12 protein-coding genes are annotated in these 18,854 nt (G+C 56.4%); all 12 read left to right on the top strand.

From position 1 onward, the window contains the following. Nucleotides 1-45: 45 nt before the first annotated feature. Nucleotides 46-645, top strand: coding sequence for a sulfotransferase family 2 domain-containing protein (locus GQ464_RS04270; protein WP_166979283.1), 600 nt, complete (start codon nt 46-48; stop codon nt 643-645). After that, nucleotides 642-1,628, top strand: coding sequence for a glycosyltransferase family 2 protein (locus tag GQ464_RS04265; RefSeq protein ID WP_166979286.1), 987 nt, complete (start codon nt 642-644; stop codon nt 1,626-1,628). The genes GQ464_RS04270 and GQ464_RS04265 overlap by 4 nt, the downstream gene beginning before the upstream one ends. Before the next feature lie 8 nt (nt 1,629-1,636). Further along, nucleotides 1,637-2,461 carry a sulfotransferase gene (locus tag GQ464_RS04260; RefSeq protein ID WP_166979289.1) on the top strand — a complete coding sequence of 275 codons (825 nt, stop codon included), beginning with the start codon at nt 1,637-1,639 and terminating at the stop codon, nt 2,459-2,461. 2 nt (nt 2,462-2,463) lie between these two features. Continuing rightward, a complete protein-coding gene (locus GQ464_RS04255) occupies nt 2,464-2,871 on the top strand; it encodes an alcohol dehydrogenase catalytic domain-containing protein (RefSeq protein ID WP_166979292.1) in 408 nt (135 codons plus the stop codon). 399 nt (nt 2,872-3,270) lie between these two features. After that, a complete protein-coding gene (locus GQ464_RS04250) occupies nt 3,271-5,874 on the top strand; it encodes an SGNH/GDSL hydrolase family protein (RefSeq protein WP_166979295.1) in 2,604 nt (867 codons plus the stop codon). A gap of 297 nt (nt 5,875-6,171) precedes the next feature. Beyond that, the gene (locus GQ464_RS04245) at nt 6,172-8,364 is read left to right on the top strand and encodes a bi-domain-containing oxidoreductase (protein ID WP_166979298.1); all 2,193 of its coding nucleotides are present in this window, start codon (nt 6,172-6,174) and stop codon (nt 8,362-8,364) included. A gap of 77 nt (nt 8,365-8,441) precedes the next feature. Next, nucleotides 8,442-9,518, top strand: a complete 1,077-nt coding sequence (locus tag GQ464_RS04240) for a prenyltransferase/squalene oxidase repeat-containing protein (RefSeq protein ID WP_228350584.1) — start codon at nt 8,442-8,444, stop codon at nt 9,516-9,518. Next, nucleotides 9,515-10,339, top strand: a complete 825-nt coding sequence (locus GQ464_RS04235; protein ID WP_166979304.1) for a formyltransferase family protein — start codon at nt 9,515-9,517, stop codon at nt 10,337-10,339. The genes GQ464_RS04240 and GQ464_RS04235 overlap by 4 nt, the downstream gene beginning before the upstream one ends. Beyond that, the gene (locus GQ464_RS04230; RefSeq protein ID WP_166979307.1) at nt 10,336-12,027 is read left to right on the top strand and encodes a heparinase II/III family protein; all 1,692 of its coding nucleotides are present in this window, start codon (nt 10,336-10,338) and stop codon (nt 12,025-12,027) included. The genes GQ464_RS04235 and GQ464_RS04230 overlap by 4 nt, the downstream gene beginning before the upstream one ends. 139 nt (nt 12,028-12,166) lie before the next feature. Continuing rightward, complete coding sequence (locus tag GQ464_RS04225; protein ID WP_166979309.1) at nt 12,167-13,441, top strand: glycosyltransferase family 4 protein; 1,275 nt, start codon at nt 12,167-12,169, stop codon at nt 13,439-13,441. 83 nt (nt 13,442-13,524) lie between these two features. Then, nucleotides 13,525-14,676, top strand: a complete 1,152-nt coding sequence (gene wecB / locus GQ464_RS04220; RefSeq protein ID WP_228350583.1) for a non-hydrolyzing UDP-N-acetylglucosamine 2-epimerase — start codon at nt 13,525-13,527, stop codon at nt 14,674-14,676. A gap of 279 nt (nt 14,677-14,955) precedes the next feature. Continuing rightward, a complete protein-coding gene (locus tag GQ464_RS04215) occupies nt 14,956-18,846 on the top strand; it encodes an arabinofuranosidase catalytic domain-containing protein (RefSeq protein ID WP_228350582.1) in 3,891 nt (1,296 codons plus the stop codon). Nucleotides 18,847-18,854 lie beyond the last annotated feature (8 nt).

Here is an 18,854-nt window from a genome sequence, read left to right as displayed (position 1 = left end):
CGAGCTTACCCGAGACTGCGAAAGGTCGTCCTCAAAGGGACTAGGGTGTACTGGCGACTGCGAGAGCGCTATTTCCAGAACTACCTGTTCATTCATATCCCCAAAACCGGCGGACGGAGTATCGAGACGGCTCTGGGGTGTCTCTATGAGCACAAAACGGCTTTGCAGAAGCGAAGAGAAGTGGGGTTCGATGTCTGGAGTGCAAAGTTTACGTTCACTTTCGTGCGCAATCCCTGGGATAAAGCCGTATCCCACTATGCCTATTTGAAAAAGACGGGTCAGGATTTTCTCGAAGAGGACAATATTGACTTTCGTTCGTGGGTGCGACTGGTTTTTGTCGATCGGAATCCTAGATACATATCCAAGCCCCTGCATTTTGCGCCTCAGACGGAATGGATTATGGATCTGGAGGGGAAACAACTGGTCGACTATGTAGGGCGCTTCGAACGGTTCGAGGCGGACTTCGCCGAGGTGTGCAGGCGTATCGGTGTTGAACGACAACTTCCCCATCAGAACAGCTCGCACCGGCGCAAAGACTACCGGACGTATTACGATGACGAGACGGCTCAGATCATAGCTGATGTATACGCTTCGGATCTGAGCTATTTTGGTTACTCCTTCGATGCAAATGGCGTTTTGTCATGAAACGACCGGACCCTGGAAACTGGAGAACCTGGCAGTACGAAGATTACCTTCGATACTTTCTGAGTATTGAAGGTGTCAGGCAGCGCATGAAGGGCCGAGGATTCCCACTCGATGCGTTGACAGACAATGAACTGTGGCAATTCTGCGCACCTATCCGGACGCGGATCGAAGAAAAATTTGGCCGGAGTGAATCTCCGCGCGTTTCGATTGCGCTGGTTGCGTACAACGAAGAGCGTGAACTCATTCCGACACTTCTCTCGTATACGCTGCTCGATTGTCCGCCGGGACTGGCAGAGCTTATCGTTGTAGATAACAACTCCACCGATCGCACGCGAGATGTTATTCAGGCCTGTGGGGCTCGATATGTGCTGTGTAAAGAGCAAGGGACACCGTTTGCCCGGGCAGCCGGGCTGGCGGCCTCACATCCTGATACCGAATACATCTGGATGTCAGACGGAGATGTTCGCGTGGTGCCGCCCATCAAGAGGGAAGAGGATCTGCTGAGGCCTGGAACGGTGTTTCAAACGGCCTATCGCTTTTTAGAAGCCCATCCGCGTACGGTGGGGGTGTCTACCGGTGCCGTCATTGAGCATGCACATTGGAGCTATCGGTTAATTCATATTCTTGCTCTGAAGTTGAAGCGAACAAGTAAATATAGCTGCTGGTCAGGTTCAAATCAGTTTGTTCGAAAAAGAGTGTTGGCAGAAAGTGGTGGAATAGACACGTCAGTTTTATTTGGTGAAGATCAATACCGTCATTTCCAATTGGCAAGATGGGCTAAAGCTAATAAAATGCATCTTAACTCCGCTAACATGAGTGAGGAAATTGCCGATCCTGTTTATTATAGTGGGCGTCGATATGCTACGCTAGGTCATGTTATATTGCATCTGTGGGATACTCTGAAAAGAGGGAGCTATTTTGAGAAAGATGAGTATGGATGGGCTTTGCATAAGAAAAATATTGGCTGGAGACAAGTGCGATAGATTAGATAATGTTTGAAGAAAATATGATTGCAAAAAATAGAATGCTTTTCAGTTCTAGAATAATGGAATTTGTTTTTAGGATAGGAAAATTTTGTCCTGTCAAAAAAAGAAATTTTCAAGTGTACTGTGTTGGTGCACCACGTAGTGGCACGAAAAGTCTGGCTGCTCTTTTTGCAAGGGTGTGCAGAGCAGCACATGAGCCTCTTACCCGGCCTACTTTGAAGTTGGTAACTGACTTTGAAGAAGGTAGATTTGATCGTAAGACTATAGAAAAGATGCTTATAGGAAGGGATAGGTTTCTATCTTTGGAGATGGAATCTTCTCATTATTTATACCCTCTCACTCCTGTGTTGCTTGATCTGTTTGAAGAATCCAAGTTCATTTTGACTACAAGAGATCCTATGAAATGGTTGCGGTCAATGATAAACAAGAGTGTTTCTACAAAAAGAGATAATTGGTGGAGTGAGTGGTATCAAAGGAAGTTTCATTGTGATGCATTCCATGTGAAAAATGGCATTGATGGGTTGCGTCCCTATTTAGAATATTGGGTTAGTCATAATCAATTTGTTTTGGAAAATGTGCCTAAAAATAAATTGCTTGTGTTGGACTTGGAAAGTGTTCTCAAGGGCAACTTAGCTGTTGTGTGGGATTTTGTTGGATTGCAGGGTGTTTCTTTGTGTGAAACGAATGTCCATGAAAATAGACGAAAATATGTATTGGATATTCTTGATGTTTATTCTGAAGATGAGGTGAGAAAATTGATTGATGACGTGTGTGGCGAAACGATGGTGAGACTGGGTGGAGAAATCGGTGTGCTTCATGAAAAGAAATAGATATGCAACAAATCCTCCAAAACATAAAATCGGGTGAGACGCGGCTGGAGACGGTGCCGCCGCCGGCGGACTGGGCCGGCGGGGTGCGGGTGCGCACGGCGGCTTCGCTCATCAGCGCCGGGACGGAGAAGATGCTCATCGACCTGGTGCAGAAGAGCCTGGTCGGCAAGGTGCAGGCGCGGCCGGACCTCGTACGGCAGGTGCTGCAGAAGGTGAAGAAGGATGGCCTCCCGAACACCTTCCGCAACGTGATGTCGAAGATGGAGAAGCCCATGCCGCTGGGCTACAGCGCCACTGGCATCGTGGAGGCAGTGGGGCGCGAGGTGACGGGCTTCAAGGCGGGCGACCGGAGGGTGGGCACCGGTATGGGTTTTTTTGCCGCTGGCGGGTCGGTCAACTCGCAGCGGTGAGTTTGCGTACTTGTCCCGCCTGGCCCGTGAGGAAGGTTTTATTACCTTGAGCTTGGAAGGAATGTACGACACCTATGACCGCGACCGAATTCACCTGGCGCCCTGGGATACGCATCCCAACACGCTGGGACATCGCTTGGTGGCTGGTCGGTTGTACCAGGAACTACTGGATCATGGTAATACCTTCGGCCTGCAACTCTCGACCGGAAATGGAAGCAGGACTGAGGTGAACTTGGCTCATTGACTCGGGGAGGGACTTGAGGCAGTCAGTTCGAAGACTCACTATTTGGGTGCTTGGAGCATTTGTAAGGCATCATCCTCGTTGATCGTGTTGCATGCGCCTGGTTTTTCGTACCTGGATATTCCGCTTATGTCAAACAGAGAACCATTTCATAATCCATGATCAATAAGATGCAGTCTGGTCTGGGTGTCGACGGGGGGACAACCCCAGTTCGTTATTTCGGTGGCGACCTCAAGAGGAGTTCATTTGTTCTTCTGAGCTTGCAGCTTGCCTTGGTGCTGCTGGTAATGCAGCAGTATCGTATTGAGGAAGCATCTGGTTTATTACGTATAGCCCCACTTATCTTATTGGGGTTTCTTGTGCATGCTTGGCTTCCCCGCATCTATCGTTTGCCTTTCTTTCTGCTGCTCACCCTCGTTGCCATTGTCTTGAACTTTGGTTTTGTACATGGCATCATGCTGATTGGTCTTGGTGTTGGGCTGATCGGTCTATGTCATCTACCGGTTCCGTTCTATGTTCGAGTGGGACTCTTGTTGGTCGTGGGAGTCGGGCTTGCCTCTATACGGGCCGAGTGGATTCAGACCCGGTGGACGGCCCTTCCTACACTGGTACTGCCGGTGCTGGGGGCCATGTTCATGTTCCGGCTGGCGATCTATCTCTACGAACTCCGACATGAGAAACAGCCGGCTACCCTCTGGGAGCGTCTTGCTTATTTCTTTATGCTTCCAAACCTGTTTTTTTTATTATTCCCCGTGATAGACTACCAGACTTTTCGCCGTACTTACTATGATCAGAGTGCTCAAGACATCTATCAGAAGGGAATCTTATGGGTTTTTAGAGGGGTGACCCATCTTTTACTCTATAGATTTATCTATCATCATCTGGTGCTTGCTCCGGCAGAGGTCGTGAATCTAGGGGGGGTCATACAGTATATGTTGACGACCTATCTGCTCTACCTGCGCATCTCGGGGCAGTTTCATCTGATCATCGGTATTCTGTGCCTGTTCGGTTTCAATCTGCCGGAGACGCATCATCTCTACTTTCTGGCCTCGTCGTTTACCGATTACTGGCGCCGGATCAACATCTACTGGAAAGACTTCATGATGAAGATGGTCTACTATCCTGTCTTCATGCGGGTGCGGCGTCTGGGGATGTTCTGGGGCATCGGGCTGGCAACCGTAGTGGTTTTCTTCGGGACGTGGCTGCTGCACTCCTACCAGTGGTTCTGGCTCCGGGGAGCGTTTCCCGTGACCGCCACCGACGGCCTGTTCTGGGGCATTCTGGGCCTGCTGGTGGTGATCAATGCCTTGCGCGAGGCCCGTCGAGGACGAAAACGTACCCTAGGCACGAAGGCTTGGTCGTTCCGGGGAGCCCTGCAATACACCGTGCAAGTGGTAGGCATGTTTGTCTTTATCATGGTTCTATGGACTCTTTGGAGCAGCACGAGCGTCCGGGAGTTCGTCACACTTTTGAAAGTAGGGATACGTGGCGATCTGCAGAGTTGGATACTGTTAGGAGGAGGGCTTTTGGGAATCGTATTCTTGGGGGTGTTGATCCAGTATCTCGGCAGCCGGGGATGGATCCTGTCGCTGGCGGGAGGGCAGCCATCGTCTCGCTGGGCTATGGTTCTGACGTTTGCAGGTACCTTGGGATTGCTGGGCATGAGCCAGTTGCGGCAACAAGGCTGGTTGCCGGGGCAGATTGCACCCCTGATGGCCTCGCTCAGCGAAGAACGTCTTAACCAGCGCGACGAAGCGTTGATGGAACGTGGCTATTACGAGGGGTTACTCAATACGGACAAATACACCTCAACCCTTTGGAAAGTCGCTTGGAAACCCAAAGAATGGGGTATGGCTCTGGAGCCCCTTTTTACTCGTCAGACCAATGACATGGCAGTGAAAGAGCTCGTTCCGCTATCAGATGTCATATTCAACCGGGCTCGTCTGCGTACCAATCGGTGGGGGATGCGGGACAAGGATTATGAGCAAGCGAAGCCGCCACAAACGTACCGGATTGCTGTCCTGGGAGCATCCCATGCCATGGGATCCGGTGTTGCAGACGAAGAGGTGTTCGAAGCTATACTGGAAGAACGACTGAACCGAGAACACGCCGGAGGGGTTTACGAACGGTATGAAGTCCTCAATTTTTCGGTGACGGCGTACAGTCTTGTGCCAATCGTCTATGTACACGACCAGAAAGTCACGTCTTTTCGCCCTGATGCGATCTTCTATGTGTTACATCCGGGTGAGATTGAGCGGACACTCACAAAGCTGAACTCGATTATACGTCACAACTTTCCAATTCCCTATCCGGGACTTCGGCAGATCATAGAGCAGGCCGGAGTACATGGAGAGATGACTGAAGTTGAGATCCAGCGCCGGTTGCGTCCCTATGGAGAGGAAGTGATTCGGTGGGGATATGGACAACTTGCAACTGCAGCACGTGCTTATGGCGCAAGGCCGGTATGGATTCTGTTGCCCATGCCGGAGGCAATGCCCGGTGAAGCAGAGGAAGCTGCTTACTTGGAGAAGCTCGCACACGAAGCAGGGTTCGTCACTATAAAATTGGAAGGAGTTTATAAAGGAGAAGAGGTTTCTTCCATCATCGTTGCGCCGTGGGATTGGCATCCGAATGCAAAAGGTCATGCTCTGGTTGCAGACAGACTGTACCAGGAGTTGTTAAAGCAGAATATTGCTCTGGAACTTGGGTTGAAATCATTAGAAAAGGACGTTTCTGTGGATAGAATCGCCACAGAAAACTGATGAAGATGCTTGTTGTGGATGACATTGACCTAGTATCTCGATAGGCCCGTTTGGGTCGCTCGAACGAGATCAGGGACAAGTCTGTATTGAAGACGTTACGGAAACCTTTCGGCGGTATCCCGGGGTAGGGTGGTTCGGGTGTTTGGGGCGGCGGGGCGGACTTGGAGAACCTGGTGCAGGCGGCCGATCGATTGTGTCGGTTTGCCGACCGTAACTGAAAAGCATCATGGGATTCCGTCCTTTTCGCTCCGCCGGCGTGCCGTCCCTGGGGGGATACCATCACAGAGAAAATACTACATGTACCAGATCCTTCAGAACATAAAATCGGGAGAGACGCGGCTGGAGACGGTGCCGCCTCCGGCGGACTGGGCCGGCGGGGTGCGGGTGCGCACGGCGGCTTCGCTCATCAGCGCCGGGACGGAGAAGATGCTCATCGACCTGGCGCAGAAGAGCCTGGTCGGCAAGGCGCAGGCGCGGCCGGACCTCGTGCGGCAGGTGCTGCAGAAGGTGAAAAAGGAGGGCCTCCTGAACACCTTCCGCAACGTGATGTCGAAGATGGAGAAGCCCATGCCGCTGGGCTACAGCGCCGCCGGTATCGTGGAGGCGGTGGGGCGCGAGGTGACGGGCTTCAAGGCGGGCGACCGGGTGGCCATCGCCGGGGCCGGGTACGCCAACCACGCCGAGATCAACGTGGTGCCGAAGAACCTGGTGGCCCTCATCCCGGATGGCGTCTCGTTCGAGGAGGCGTCGTACACCACCGTGGCGAGCATCGCCCTGCAGGGGGTGCGCCTGGCCCGCCCCGAACTGGGGGACAACGTGGTGGTCGTGGGGCTGGGGCTCATCGGCCTGATCACGGTGCAGCTCCTGCGCGCAGGCGGCTGCCGCGTCCTCGGCCTCGACCTCGATCCGAAGAAGGTGGCCCTCGGCCTCGAGCTGGGCATGGACACCGGGGTCGTGTCCTCGCAGGAGGATCCGGTGGCCGCCGTTGAGCGGTTCACGCGGGGGCGGGGTGCCGATTACACGCTCATCACGGCGGCCACGAAGAGCAACGGCCCCATCGAGCTGGCCGGCGAGATCACCCGTCGGAAGGGGCAGGTCATCGCGGTCGGGGCGGTCGGGATGAACATCCCGCGCGACGTTTACTACAAGAAGGAACTCGAGGTCAAGATCTCGATGTCGTACGGGCCGGGGCGGTACGACCCCTCGTACGAGGAGGGCGGGATCGACTACCCGTACGACTACGTCCGGTGGACCGAGCAGCGCAACATGGAGGCCGTCCTCGACCTGATGGTCCGCGGCTACCTCGACGTGAAGCCCCTCACCACCCATCGCTTCCCCATCGACCGGGCGCTGGAGGCTTACGAACTGATCAGCGAGGGGAAGGAGCCGTACGTGGGGATCGTGCTCACGTACGACGTCGACCGCCCGCAGGTGCCCGTGGTGCGGGTGAAGCCGGCCTCGGCGCACACGGCGAAGGATCGCCTCGGCGTCGGGTTCGTGGGAGCCGGCAACTACGCGGCGCTCCACCTGCTGCCGCACCTGCAGAAGGATGACCGGGTTGCGCTCGCCGGGCTGGTCACGGCCACCGGCCTCAATGCCAGGCAAAAGGCGGACAAGTTCGGCTTCGCGTACTGCACCACCGACCTGCAGGCCGTCCTTGACGATCCGGATGTGGACGCGGTCTTCATCGCCACGCGCCACAGCACCCACGCCGACTTCACCGTGCGGGCGCTCGAAGCGGGCAAGCACGTCTTCGTCGAGAAGCCGATGGTGGTCTCGGAGGAACAGCTCGAGGCGGTGAAGGCAGCCTACGAGGCGGCGCTGGCGAAGCGGCCCGTCGGGCTGATGGTGGGCCTCAACCGCCGCTTCGCGCCGATGGTGGCGGCGATGCGGGAGGCCCTGCCGGCGGGGGCGAAGCAGATGATCTACCGGGTCAACAGCGGGGCCATTCCTACCTCCACGTGGCTCCACGAGCCGGACGAGGGCGGGGGGATGCTCGTCGGGGAGATGTGCCACTTCATCGACCTGATGCAGTACCTCTCCGGCGAGCGGCCCGTGCGGGTCTACGCGCAGGCGCTGGCCCTCCACCGCGCCGACCTGGCCGACCACGACAACGTGGTCATCACTCTCACGTTCGACGGCGGCTCGGTGGGGACGCTGGCCTACAGCACCGTGGGCGACAAGGCCGCGCCGAAGGAGCGGCTGGAGGTCTACGGCGGCGGCACGGTGGCCGTCCTCGACGACTTCCGGCGGCTGGAGATCACCCGCGGCGGTGCGACGAAGCGGGAGAAGGCGATGAACCAGGACAAGGGCCAGGCCCGCCAACTGGCCGAGACGGTCGCAGCCTTCCGCACGCAGGGCGCCGCGCCGATCCCGTTCGACGAACTGGTCAACGGGATGCAGGCCGTCTTTGCGGCCCGGCAGTCGCTGGCCTCCGGGCAGCCCGTCGAGCTGACGCCGTATCGAATGGAGAAAATATTCGAGAATTGAACGGCTCTGGTATGCACGCGAGCGCGGTAGTAGAAGCACATGGCAGGCAGGAAGCAGACACAGCGCAATGGCCTGCTTTGAAGCGTTATAAAACGCACCTCGACGCCACGGTAGCGTGGCTCTATCGATCAATCGACCATGGCAAGGGCGGTTCCTGTGCCTATTTCGGAGTCTGGGGGCGGTGGGCGCCGCCGTATCCGGAAACTACCGGCTACATCATTCCAACCCTGCTGCACTATGCGCGCGTGACGGGTGCCTCGGAGGCGCGTGAGCGTGCCATGGGGCTGGGCAACTGGCTGCTCGGTATTCAGGATGAAGGAGGGTACTGGCACGGGGGAACCCATCCGCCCGCGCGGCCGAATCCCAGTATCTTCAACACAGGACAGATTTTGCTGGGACTCTGCGCATTGTTCGACGAAACGGAGGATGCCGTCTGGCTCGATGCGGCCAGAGCGGGCGCGCGCTGGCTGGCGCAGGGTGTGAATGGTGAAGGGGAATGGGAGCAGGGAAACTACCGGGACGGTTTCAATCCCTCCTATTACACGAGGGTCGCCTGGCCGATGCTGGAGGTGTGGAAGCGATCCGGCGACGAGCCGGTTCACGCGGCGGCGGTGCGTGTCCTGGATCGTATTCTGTCGCGACGCCGGGCCAACGGAGTGATTCAGGGCTGGGGCTTTGATCCGGAGCGGCCGGCGTTCACGCACACGATTGCGTATACCCTGCGGGGGTTGCTGGAAAGTGCTCGCCTGCTCGATGACTGGAAAACGTACGGTGCACCGACCGAAACGGCGCTGGAGCGTCTCTACCGGCAGGCCGAACTGTACCGGGGCAGGCTTGCCGGGGCCTACGACGAGGCCTGGAGGAAAGATGACCGTTTCTCCTGCCTGACGGGGAACGTGCAGACGGCCATCTGCCTGCTCAAATACGAGGCGCGATCGGAAGACCTTCGTCTGGTTAATGCGGCCTGCAAGTTGGTCGATTACGTCTGTTCGACGCAGTCGTTGCGTCACCCGCATGGCGGGATACGTGGGGGCATCGCCGGTTCCCGGCCGGTGTGGGGGCGCTACATGGCCCTACGCTATCCCAACTGGGCTGCCAAATTCCACGCCGATGCCCTGATGCTGCTCATGGAACGCCTCGAACGAGAAGCATGAAGGACGAACCGCGTGTAATACTGACGGCGGGATTTGATCGCGCCCCGCACGTATCGATTCTGGCCCAGGCGTTGCAGCAGCGAGGATGTCGTATCGAAGGACTCATCGTTGTCAGCCCGTATAACTGGAAGAGACTGAGAGGACTGATCCGGCAGCGAGGAGGAAGCTTTGTTCGCACTGCCATCCCTCGTCTGCTGGGAGCGGATACCGAAGTGGCCGAAGAAGGAACCGATGACCTCGCCGAGTTGATGGAGGAGTGGGGCCTCCGGGCCGGTTCGCTGCGTGCCTGGGCGCGCAAGACGAATGTGACGTATCGGATGGTCTCCTCGATCAATGAGTCAGAGGCCGTCGAACTCGTGCGCGAGAAGCAACCGGACTGGGTGGTATACGGCGGTGGGGGTATCCTCCGTGAGGCGATCATCGATGCAGCCAGAGGCCGTATTCTGAATGCGCATTCCGGTCCGCTGCCGGAAATTCGTGGCATGAATGCCTGTGAATGGTCACTGCTTCTGGGATATGCCCCCACGGTCACGATTCATCTCATCAACCGCGGGATCGATACGGGGGGGGTGATCTCCACTCATCCGGTGCCGGTTCGCCCCGGGGATACGATCGAGACCTTACGTCGCCGGTGTGTGGCCATGGGCGTGCGTGCCCTGCTGGAAACGGTTCTCCATCCCCCGGCCTCGTTGCCGCCACCCCTTCAGCACGCCGAGCAGCACCGGCAGTGCTTCGTGATGGCCCCTGCCATCAAGGAACTGCTGGCACGCCGCCTCGCGCAGGGGCAGTACCTCTCGACGTCAAACACGAGCACAGCGTGAAGTCGCCTGACGAGTGGATGCGTTTCTGGCGCACGGTGTGGCATCATCGCCCGGAACAACTCTGGGCACGTCTGCACCTGATGCTTCGCCGTCACTGGCGGGTTCGCCACGCGGAACGATACCGGCGGCGGTTGCTGGAAGCCCCGGTTCCTGAACTGATCCTTCGGGAACCTCTGCCGCGTCCTCTGTTTGCACCGCGGACCCAACTCGCGCGAGAAGAAGCAGATCGTGTCGTTCTGACGTTCCTGAACGAATCGCGTACGTTCCAGTTGCCCTTCGACTGGCGTCCGAAAGAGCTTCAATACGGCACCCGTCTATGGCTTTTGAACCTTCACTACATGGAGTTCCTCGAAGCGCTGTCGGATGAAACCTGCAGGGCGGTCATTGACGACTGGATCGAACGGGTGCTGCCGTATCAGGAGAAATACTGGCTCGACAACTGGAACAGCTATGCGCTTTCCATCCGCTGTGTCGTATGGATGCAGCAATACGCCGTGAGGTGGACACGGTGGCCGGAGAGTTTCAGGAAGCGTATGCTTATCTCGCTGTATGTGCAACAGCGTTTCCTCTATGAAAACATTGAATTAGATATCGGAGGCAATCATCTCATCAAGAATATCAAGGCCCTGTTATGGGCCGGCAGATTCTGGAATCTTCGGGAAGCTGACAAATGGTATGAAAAGGGCGCAGAACTTTTGCGAAGCGAAGTGGCACGGCAGATACTGCCGGATGGAATGCACTATGAACGTTCCCCGGCATATCACGCACAAGTATTTGCCGACCTGATCGAATGTTACTACGTATTGAAGGAGGGCGAACTCAAGAAGCATCTGGGTTCTGTTCTGGATCAGATGGCACAGGTGCTGGTAGATTTGACCCATCCGGACGGCAAAGTCAGCCTTTTCAATGACGGTGGTTTGAACATGGCCTTTGCACCGGACGAAAGTCTTCGTGTATGGCAGAATTTGGGCGGGCGAGGGAAGACGCCACGTCGTTCCTTCGCACTGAAAGAAGCCGGATACTATGGTTTTCGGGATGGGAATTTTGTGTTGGTTGATTGCGGCATCATTGCTCCTGAAGAATTGCCTGCACATGGTCATGGAGACATTCTTTCTTTCGAGTGGACGATCGGCGGTAAGCGCATAATCGTGGATACAGGGGTCTATGAGTACAATCCCGGAGAACGGAGGCATTATTCCAGAAGTACGAAAGCACACAATACGGTTACCATAGATGGTAAGGATCAGTGTGAATTCTGGGGAGCATTCAGAGTAGGTCGTCTGGCACGTGTGCGCTGTATCAAGTATGAAGAACGGAATGGAGGATTCATTCTTGTCGGCGAGCATGACGGCTACAGATACCTTCTCGGGCGGCCGGTGCACCGGCGAAGGTATGAAGTGTCTCCGCAAAAAATCGTGGTGAGGGACCAGATACATGGAGGAGCCGGGCAAGACGTGGAAGCCCGGCTCTTGTTGCATCCAGGCTGTCGCGTGGAGCAGCAGGCGGACACGTGGCTGATTCGACGAGAGGACGTGGATGTTTGCCTGGAGACGGACGCCGAAGTCGAACTGGTAACGGCCGAGTGGTTTCCTGATTTCGGAGAGGCTCATCCCTGCACACAGATCGTGATGCGTTATCCACCGGCACCATGCGAGGGAGGTTTTTCACTGGAACGTCTATCCGAATAGGGCGCGGTGATCGGCACGGCGCTTGTTCAGGGCGTGCATACACCTGATTTCCGTTTGCGAACCTGAGCGTCAGCCCGCGTTCCGTCTCGCAATGAGAAGATGAGTAGGGAAAGTGAGACGGAACGATCTGCCTGAAACGATGCGCATTCTCTTTATCAGCAACAACTTTCCGCCCGAGGTCAACGCGCCGGCGACCCGCCTCTATGAGCACGCGAAGCAGTGGGTGGCCGACGGGCACGAGGTGGAGGTGCTCACGAGCGCCCCGCACTTCCCCGAAGGACGCGTGTACCGCGGGTACGCCAACCGCTTTGCCACGGAGGTGGTCGACGGCATCCGGGTCACCCGCGTGCCGATGTACGTCACGGCGAACGAAGGCGTGCTCAAACGCACGCTCAGCTACATCTCCTTCATGCTCTCGGCCCGCTGGCACGTGCGGCGCCTGCAGCAGCGGCCGGACGTGGTCGTGGCCACGTCGCCGCAGTTTTTCGCCGGGATCGCCGGGTATCTGGTCGGAAAGAAGCTGCGGGTGCCGTTCGTTTTCGAGGTGCGCGACCTGTGGCCGGAGTCGGTCGTGGCCGTCGGGGCGGTGCGCCGGAACGCCGTCATCCGCTTCTTCGAGCGCGTCGAGCAGTTCCTCTACGAGCGCGCCGCCCACATCGTCGTCGTCACGGATGCCTTCAAGGCGTTCATCACGAACCGGGGGATCCCGCGCGAGAAGATCACGGTCGTCAAGAACGGGGCGGACCTCGACGCCTGGGGACAGCCGCTCGACCCCGAGCGCCTGGCGGCCTGGCGGAAGCGCCTCGACGTCGAGGGCAAGTTCGTCGCCGCCTACATCGGGACCATCGGGATGGCGCACCGCGCCGACGTGATGCTAGAGGCGGCGCAGCGGTGCACCGATCCGGACGTCGTGTTCATGGTCGTCGGTACCGGCGCCGAGCGGGCCCGCCTGGAAGCCCGGCAGGCCGAGCTCAACCTGCCCAACGTCCGCCTGGTGGACAAGGTGCCCAAGGAGGACGTGCGCTACCTGATGGCGCTGACCGACGTGAGCGTCGTGCACCTGAGGCGGTCGGACCTGTTCAAGACGGTCATCCCGTCGAAGATCTTCGAGGCGATGGTCACGCGGACGCCGATCGTGCTGGGGGTGGAAGGGGAGACCAGGGCGATCATCGAGGCCGCGGGTGCGGGCATCCCGATCACGCCCGAGGAGGCCGGCGAGCTCGTCGAGGCGGTGCTCCGGCTGCGCAACGACCCGGTGCTGCACGCGCAGATGGGCGAGCGCGGCCACGCGTTCGTGCACGCGCACTTCGACCGGAAAAAGCTGGCGCGGTGTTATGCGGACCTGCTCGCCCGCATCGCGGGCACGGCACCCGCACCGGAGTTGCGGGCACCCGCCGAAGCCGAGGCGGTATGAAGACCCGGCTGGACCAGCACCGGGCTCATTGCGCGTATTCCTCGAAAAATGGTACGAAATCAGACGAAAGAAACGAGACAAGCATGAGCATTTTCGAAGGAGTCAGGGACAAAATCAAAGTGCTGAACGTGGTCGGGGCGCGGCCGAACTTCATGAAGGTGGCGCCGCTGCACCGGGCCTTCGAGGCACACCCGGCGTTTGCCTCGCGCATCGTCCACACGGGCCAGCACTACGACGCCCGGATGAGCGACATCTTCTTCCGCCAGCTCGAGATGCCCGAGCCGCACGTCTACCTGGGCGTCGGCAGCGGCACGCACGCCGAGCAGACCGCCCGCGTGATGGTGGCCTTCGAGCGGATCGTCCTCGACGAGCGGCCCGATCTGGTGGTGGTCGTCGGCGACGTCAACTCGACCCTGGCGTGCAGCCTGGTGGCGGCGAAGTGCCATGTGCCCGTGGCGCACGTCGAGGCCGGCCTGCGCAGCGGCGACCGCACGATGCCCGAGGAGATCAACCGCATCGCCACCGACGCCGTCTCGGACTTCCTCTTTGTCACCGAACAGAGCGGGCTGGACAACCTCCGTGCCGAGGGCGTGCCGGAGGAGAAGATCTTCTTCGTCGGCAACGTGATGATCGACGCGCTGGTGCAGTTCCGCGAGAAGGCCGCCCGGACGACCATCCTGGAGGACCTTGGCCTCAAGCCCGGCGGCTACGTGCTCATGACGATGCACCGCCCCTCCAACGTGGACCGGGAAGAAGGGCTGCAGAAGCTGCTCGAAACGCTCGAAGCCCTCACCGAACAGTTGCCCGTCGTCTTCCCCATCCACCCGCGCACGCGCAACCGCTTCGCCGACTTTGATCTGGCTGGCCGGCTGGCCGCCGTCCCTCGCCTGCACCTGCTCGATCCGCTGGGCTACCTGGAATTTCTCCGTCTGATGGAGCACGCCGCCGTGGTCGTGACCGACTCGGGCGGCATCCAGGAGGAGACGACGTACCTGCAGGTTCCCTGCCTGACGCTCCGCGAGAACACCGAGCGTCCCGTCACGATCGAGCTGGGGACCAACGCCCTGATGCCGCTCGACTCCGATCGCATTGCCCGGTGCGTGACGGCGTTGCGGGCCGGCGTGTACGAAACGGGGCGGATTCCGCCGCTCTGGGACGGCCAGGCCGCCCGGCGCATCGTGGAGGTCCTGGCCGGGGTGCTCGAAGGTTCAGAAGTCGTTACAAACTCGCCATAGCTGTGTGACCTCTGCGGGACAGTCTTGCTTTATACTATACATCTGCCCCTGTTGAGGGCGAGGCGGTAGGTACCGCTTCGCCCTTTTCTTTGACATGACGCGGGGCATGTGGCGCCTCTCCGGCCCCGGTGACGCCGAAGGTCGGGAAAGATTCCCACCCCATTTTCCCGGCTATGGTATTAAAGCTGCTCGAGCGGGGGGACGATGTTAGCCGCAGGTCTTAACCCACCTTGGAACACGGCCCAAAAACCGTCTTTACCGTAGTTTGTGACCATGGGAATGTGCTGGATCGACATTATGGCAGGCAACAACACGTCATCCTCGATGGAAACGGTGCGGAAAAAATTTTCCACCCGGCGGCAGGGTATGTTGGCGGGGTATGTGGTGGGGTGTCTCCTGCTGCTGGTTTGCGGTATGTCTCCCGCCGCAGCCCAGTCCTACTTGCTTGACGACTATCCCGACGCCTACGCTGCCTACAGCCTGCGCAAGCTCTCCAGCTCGTATGACGGCCCGGTCATCCGGGTGCGTCGCTCGAGCGACAACGCCGAGCAGGACATCGGCTTTGGTGCTGATGGGCTCATTGACGAAGCAGCCCTTCTTGCGTTTGTAGGAGCTGGAGACGGATATGTGGTGAAATGGTACGACCAGAGTGGTAATGGAGCGCATGTCAGTCAGTCTGATCCTGGTGCACAGCCGATTGTTGTGGAAAATGGCGTTATGATCAAGTCTGACACAGATGATCCTACTATTCTCTTTCTTCGGGCGAGTGACAACCCTAGAGGACTAGTAGACACAAAGCTTAGTGTACAAGATCTGCAAAAACCGATCTCTACTACAGACTATATGTTGGCTGCACTCGTTCAGAGAACGGGCGATACATCGCGTGAGCCGACGATGATACAGGTTTCCTCCCGGCTTAGGGCTCATGAAGGTTTGGCTTACAGAGGAGTTCAAAGTTATGTCAATACTAATAAATGTAAACCAGATATAGGTCCTACTCCTTTTTCGGAGGCAGCCTTTCTTCCCATCGTAATGCGAAATGGATTGAATACGGTGGAGTTTTGGCAAAGTAATACACTCATGAAAACCAAGACTTGGACTGATGATGCTGATTGTGCCTTAGAAAGGGAGGGGGATGATGTTGAAGTAGGTGGTAATAATTTTACGGGTCTTATTTCTGAGGTTATAATTTACGATGAGTACGATAAGCTAGAGCCATTAGACTATTATGTGAACATGGCATTAGCATTCAATATTGGTGACCCTGGGTTTAATCGGGATGCTCTCCTGCCTCAAACATATTCATATCAAGTTACCTTATACGATTGGCTTGAAACTATTGCTGTAGAAGATGTGGCTTTAGATATGGGTAAATCTTTTACTTTTGATCCGGATATTCTAACCGATGATGAACTTGCTGATCTTTGGATTGCAACAGGAAACTTGACAACAAGTCGTGTCGTTCGTGGAGAACCAGAGTGGTATGTGTTGGATGCAGGTAATGGCAAAGGTATTGAAGCTACAGGTGTAGTGCGCATATGGCATGAGCCTGGAAGCGAATATGGTGGCAATCCTGCTCGTAGTTGGGCTAATGAGCCAGCTCAGATTTATAATTTGGATATTCCTCTATCTGGAGGAGGTCAAGGTAACCCATACTACAAAGATCCAGCCATGGGACGCCGCGCTATGATAGTAGCTATCGTGGACATGATAATGTATCACCAAGATCTTTTGAGTAATAATTATGCTGCTTGGGGAGACATGTTTGGGAAAGCTTTCCTTAGCTGGGCTGAAGCTTATCGCTGGGCCGGAGAAGTTATGCCGCAGAATGTGCGTGATGCCTTTGAGGAAGGTATGGGTTATTTCCTTGATCACGCACTTACTAGTGATATGGCGCCGCGAGCTGTGAATACCAACATGGATATGTTCTTCATTCACGGTGCAGCAGAATTTTACATGGCCACAAATAATCCAGAACTTAAGGCTAAAGCAGTGCAGGCCGTCAAACGCTGGCTTTTTGGTTACCCAGATGGAGAATTGGAGACAAAGCATAAAGTGTTTCCTTTGGATGGCACAGAGCCAAGAGGAGGAGTCTTTAGCCCAACAGGATACATTATGGAGGGGGATCAGCCTGACATTTTCTATGGTGGAGAATCTCTTTATCATTTGACAGGAGCCGTGGCTGCAGTCCTAGATCGGAATACAGGTGCGATACCATCAGAGTGGCAGTTTATGGTTGAAGTTATCCGTCGAATGGAAGAATTTCGCCTCTATCAGATGTTTTACGAACCAGGAATCTGGCAAAACAATAAGGGACCAAGAACAGCTTATAAGTATCACGGTGGAGCCGGATATGTAGGGCGTACGGGTGCAGGTGTGCCCTTGGGTCAGGCATCAGGGGTCAAATACAAAGTTATAGCTGATCTTTTCCCTAACGAATTGGCGTATGAAGGAGTTTATAGAAATGAGCACAATCCCTTGCTGCCATCAAGAATTAATATGATCAGGGATATTGCGGAGTATTTAGTTGAGCGTACATCTGAGATGCAGGCAGTTTATGTGGGTACTCCAAGAGAATGGAATGGGTGGTCGCCATGGGTAAAGGAAACCGAATATGTCCCCGCAAAAGGATGGTATTCGCGTTTGAAAGCGCTTGAAGGTACGAATAATAGCTACCCTCCAATTGCTCGTTCTGGCTATTATTATAGCAAGGTATTTGGTGGCCCACCAACGGGCTACGAGTACTGGGCCTACAAGAACACCGATGGGGTGCGTGATTGGGGTTTTTTTGTGGAGGCTCAATCTCGCCAGGGTGGTTATGGTGGATGGTATGGAGGAAAAATCGAAACCTTTTGGACAGAAACGACTGGCGTCATTCTTATCAATCGTCATGGTAAAGGGGGATGTGATGGCAATACTGAAGACTCCGGGTGCTGGGATAACCTTGATTATAAAGCGGGTCACCATGTCTGGGGAAAAGATGAGTTTGGCAAGGGATTTAGTACTTTGCACTTACGAGGGCAGCATCTCCAACGAACCGCAGTATTTGACTTAAATCGTTTTCCGCCTAGCGTGACTGTGAAGAATTTTTTCAACGATCCAAGTGTGGATGTAACTTCGAAGAAATCCGGTGAGGAGACAGGTTACGAGCTTGAGGGGCAAGTGATCATTGAGAACAAGATAGAGGCTCTTTCCAACGGTGCTCGTGTAACGCATACCATTATCTCAGATGCTACGGACATGATCACTGAGCTGTGGGCTTCTATTCCCGTATTCTTGCGAATGACAAGCTCTACCCCAGGAGATAAACCGCAAATGTATCTAAATGATACTACCATAGAATATTGGAATGGTTCTTCCTGGAAGCCCATGCCGGAAGATCAGAATGGCGATGGTATCCCTGAAATCGTAACGACCACCAAACTCCGTTTGGGGCGGGACTTTCTTCTGGGAGAGGGACCACAGTACGTTTATGTCGGTTTTCCCGAGGGAGCCCAGCGAGTGCGGCTTTCCACACAGATCTATTACGATCCGTACCAGACCAAGACCAGTGTCCGTACCGTGCATTTCGACCTGCACGGCAACCCTGGCACGGCGATCTCGATGCCGACGAACAAGTCGCTGCAGTACACCATCACGACCACCGAGCCGGATGACGTCGAGGGAGGCGAGACCACGACCCAGACCCTTACGCTCGCGGCAGGCTGGAACACCGTCTCGCTCAATGTGTCGCCCACCAACCTCGCCGTTGAGACGCTGCTGGCCGGTCTGGGGGACCAGCTCGTCCTGGTGCAGAACAACACGGGAAAGGTCTACTATCCCGAGTTCGGCATCAACGACATCGGAACGTGGAATCTGCTTGAGGCCTATGAGGTCAACACCCGGGCGGCGGCCACGCTGACGGTCGAGGGGACGCCGATCTCCCCGGTCGCCATGCCGATCAACCTGACGACCGGGTGGAACCTCGTGCCTTTCCTGCCCGCACAAGAGATGCCTTTGGAAACGGCCCTGGCCTCGATCGCAGACAAGCTCGTGGTCGTGATCGACAACCTCGGGCGCATCTATTACCCCGAGTTCGGGATCAACGACATCGGCACCATGAAACCGGGACAGGGATACCGCATGTATGTTTCCGGGGTGGCCGTGTTGACCTATCCCTTGAGTCCGTAAGGTGGACG

Source organism: Rhodocaloribacter litoris (genome assembly GCF_011682235.2).
GTDB classification, from domain to species: Bacteria; Bacteroidota; Rhodothermia; order Rhodothermales; family ISCAR-4553; genus Rhodocaloribacter; species Rhodocaloribacter litoris.
Note: the sequence above shows the minus strand (reverse complement) of the source record. Positions and strands in the feature narration are given on the sequence as shown.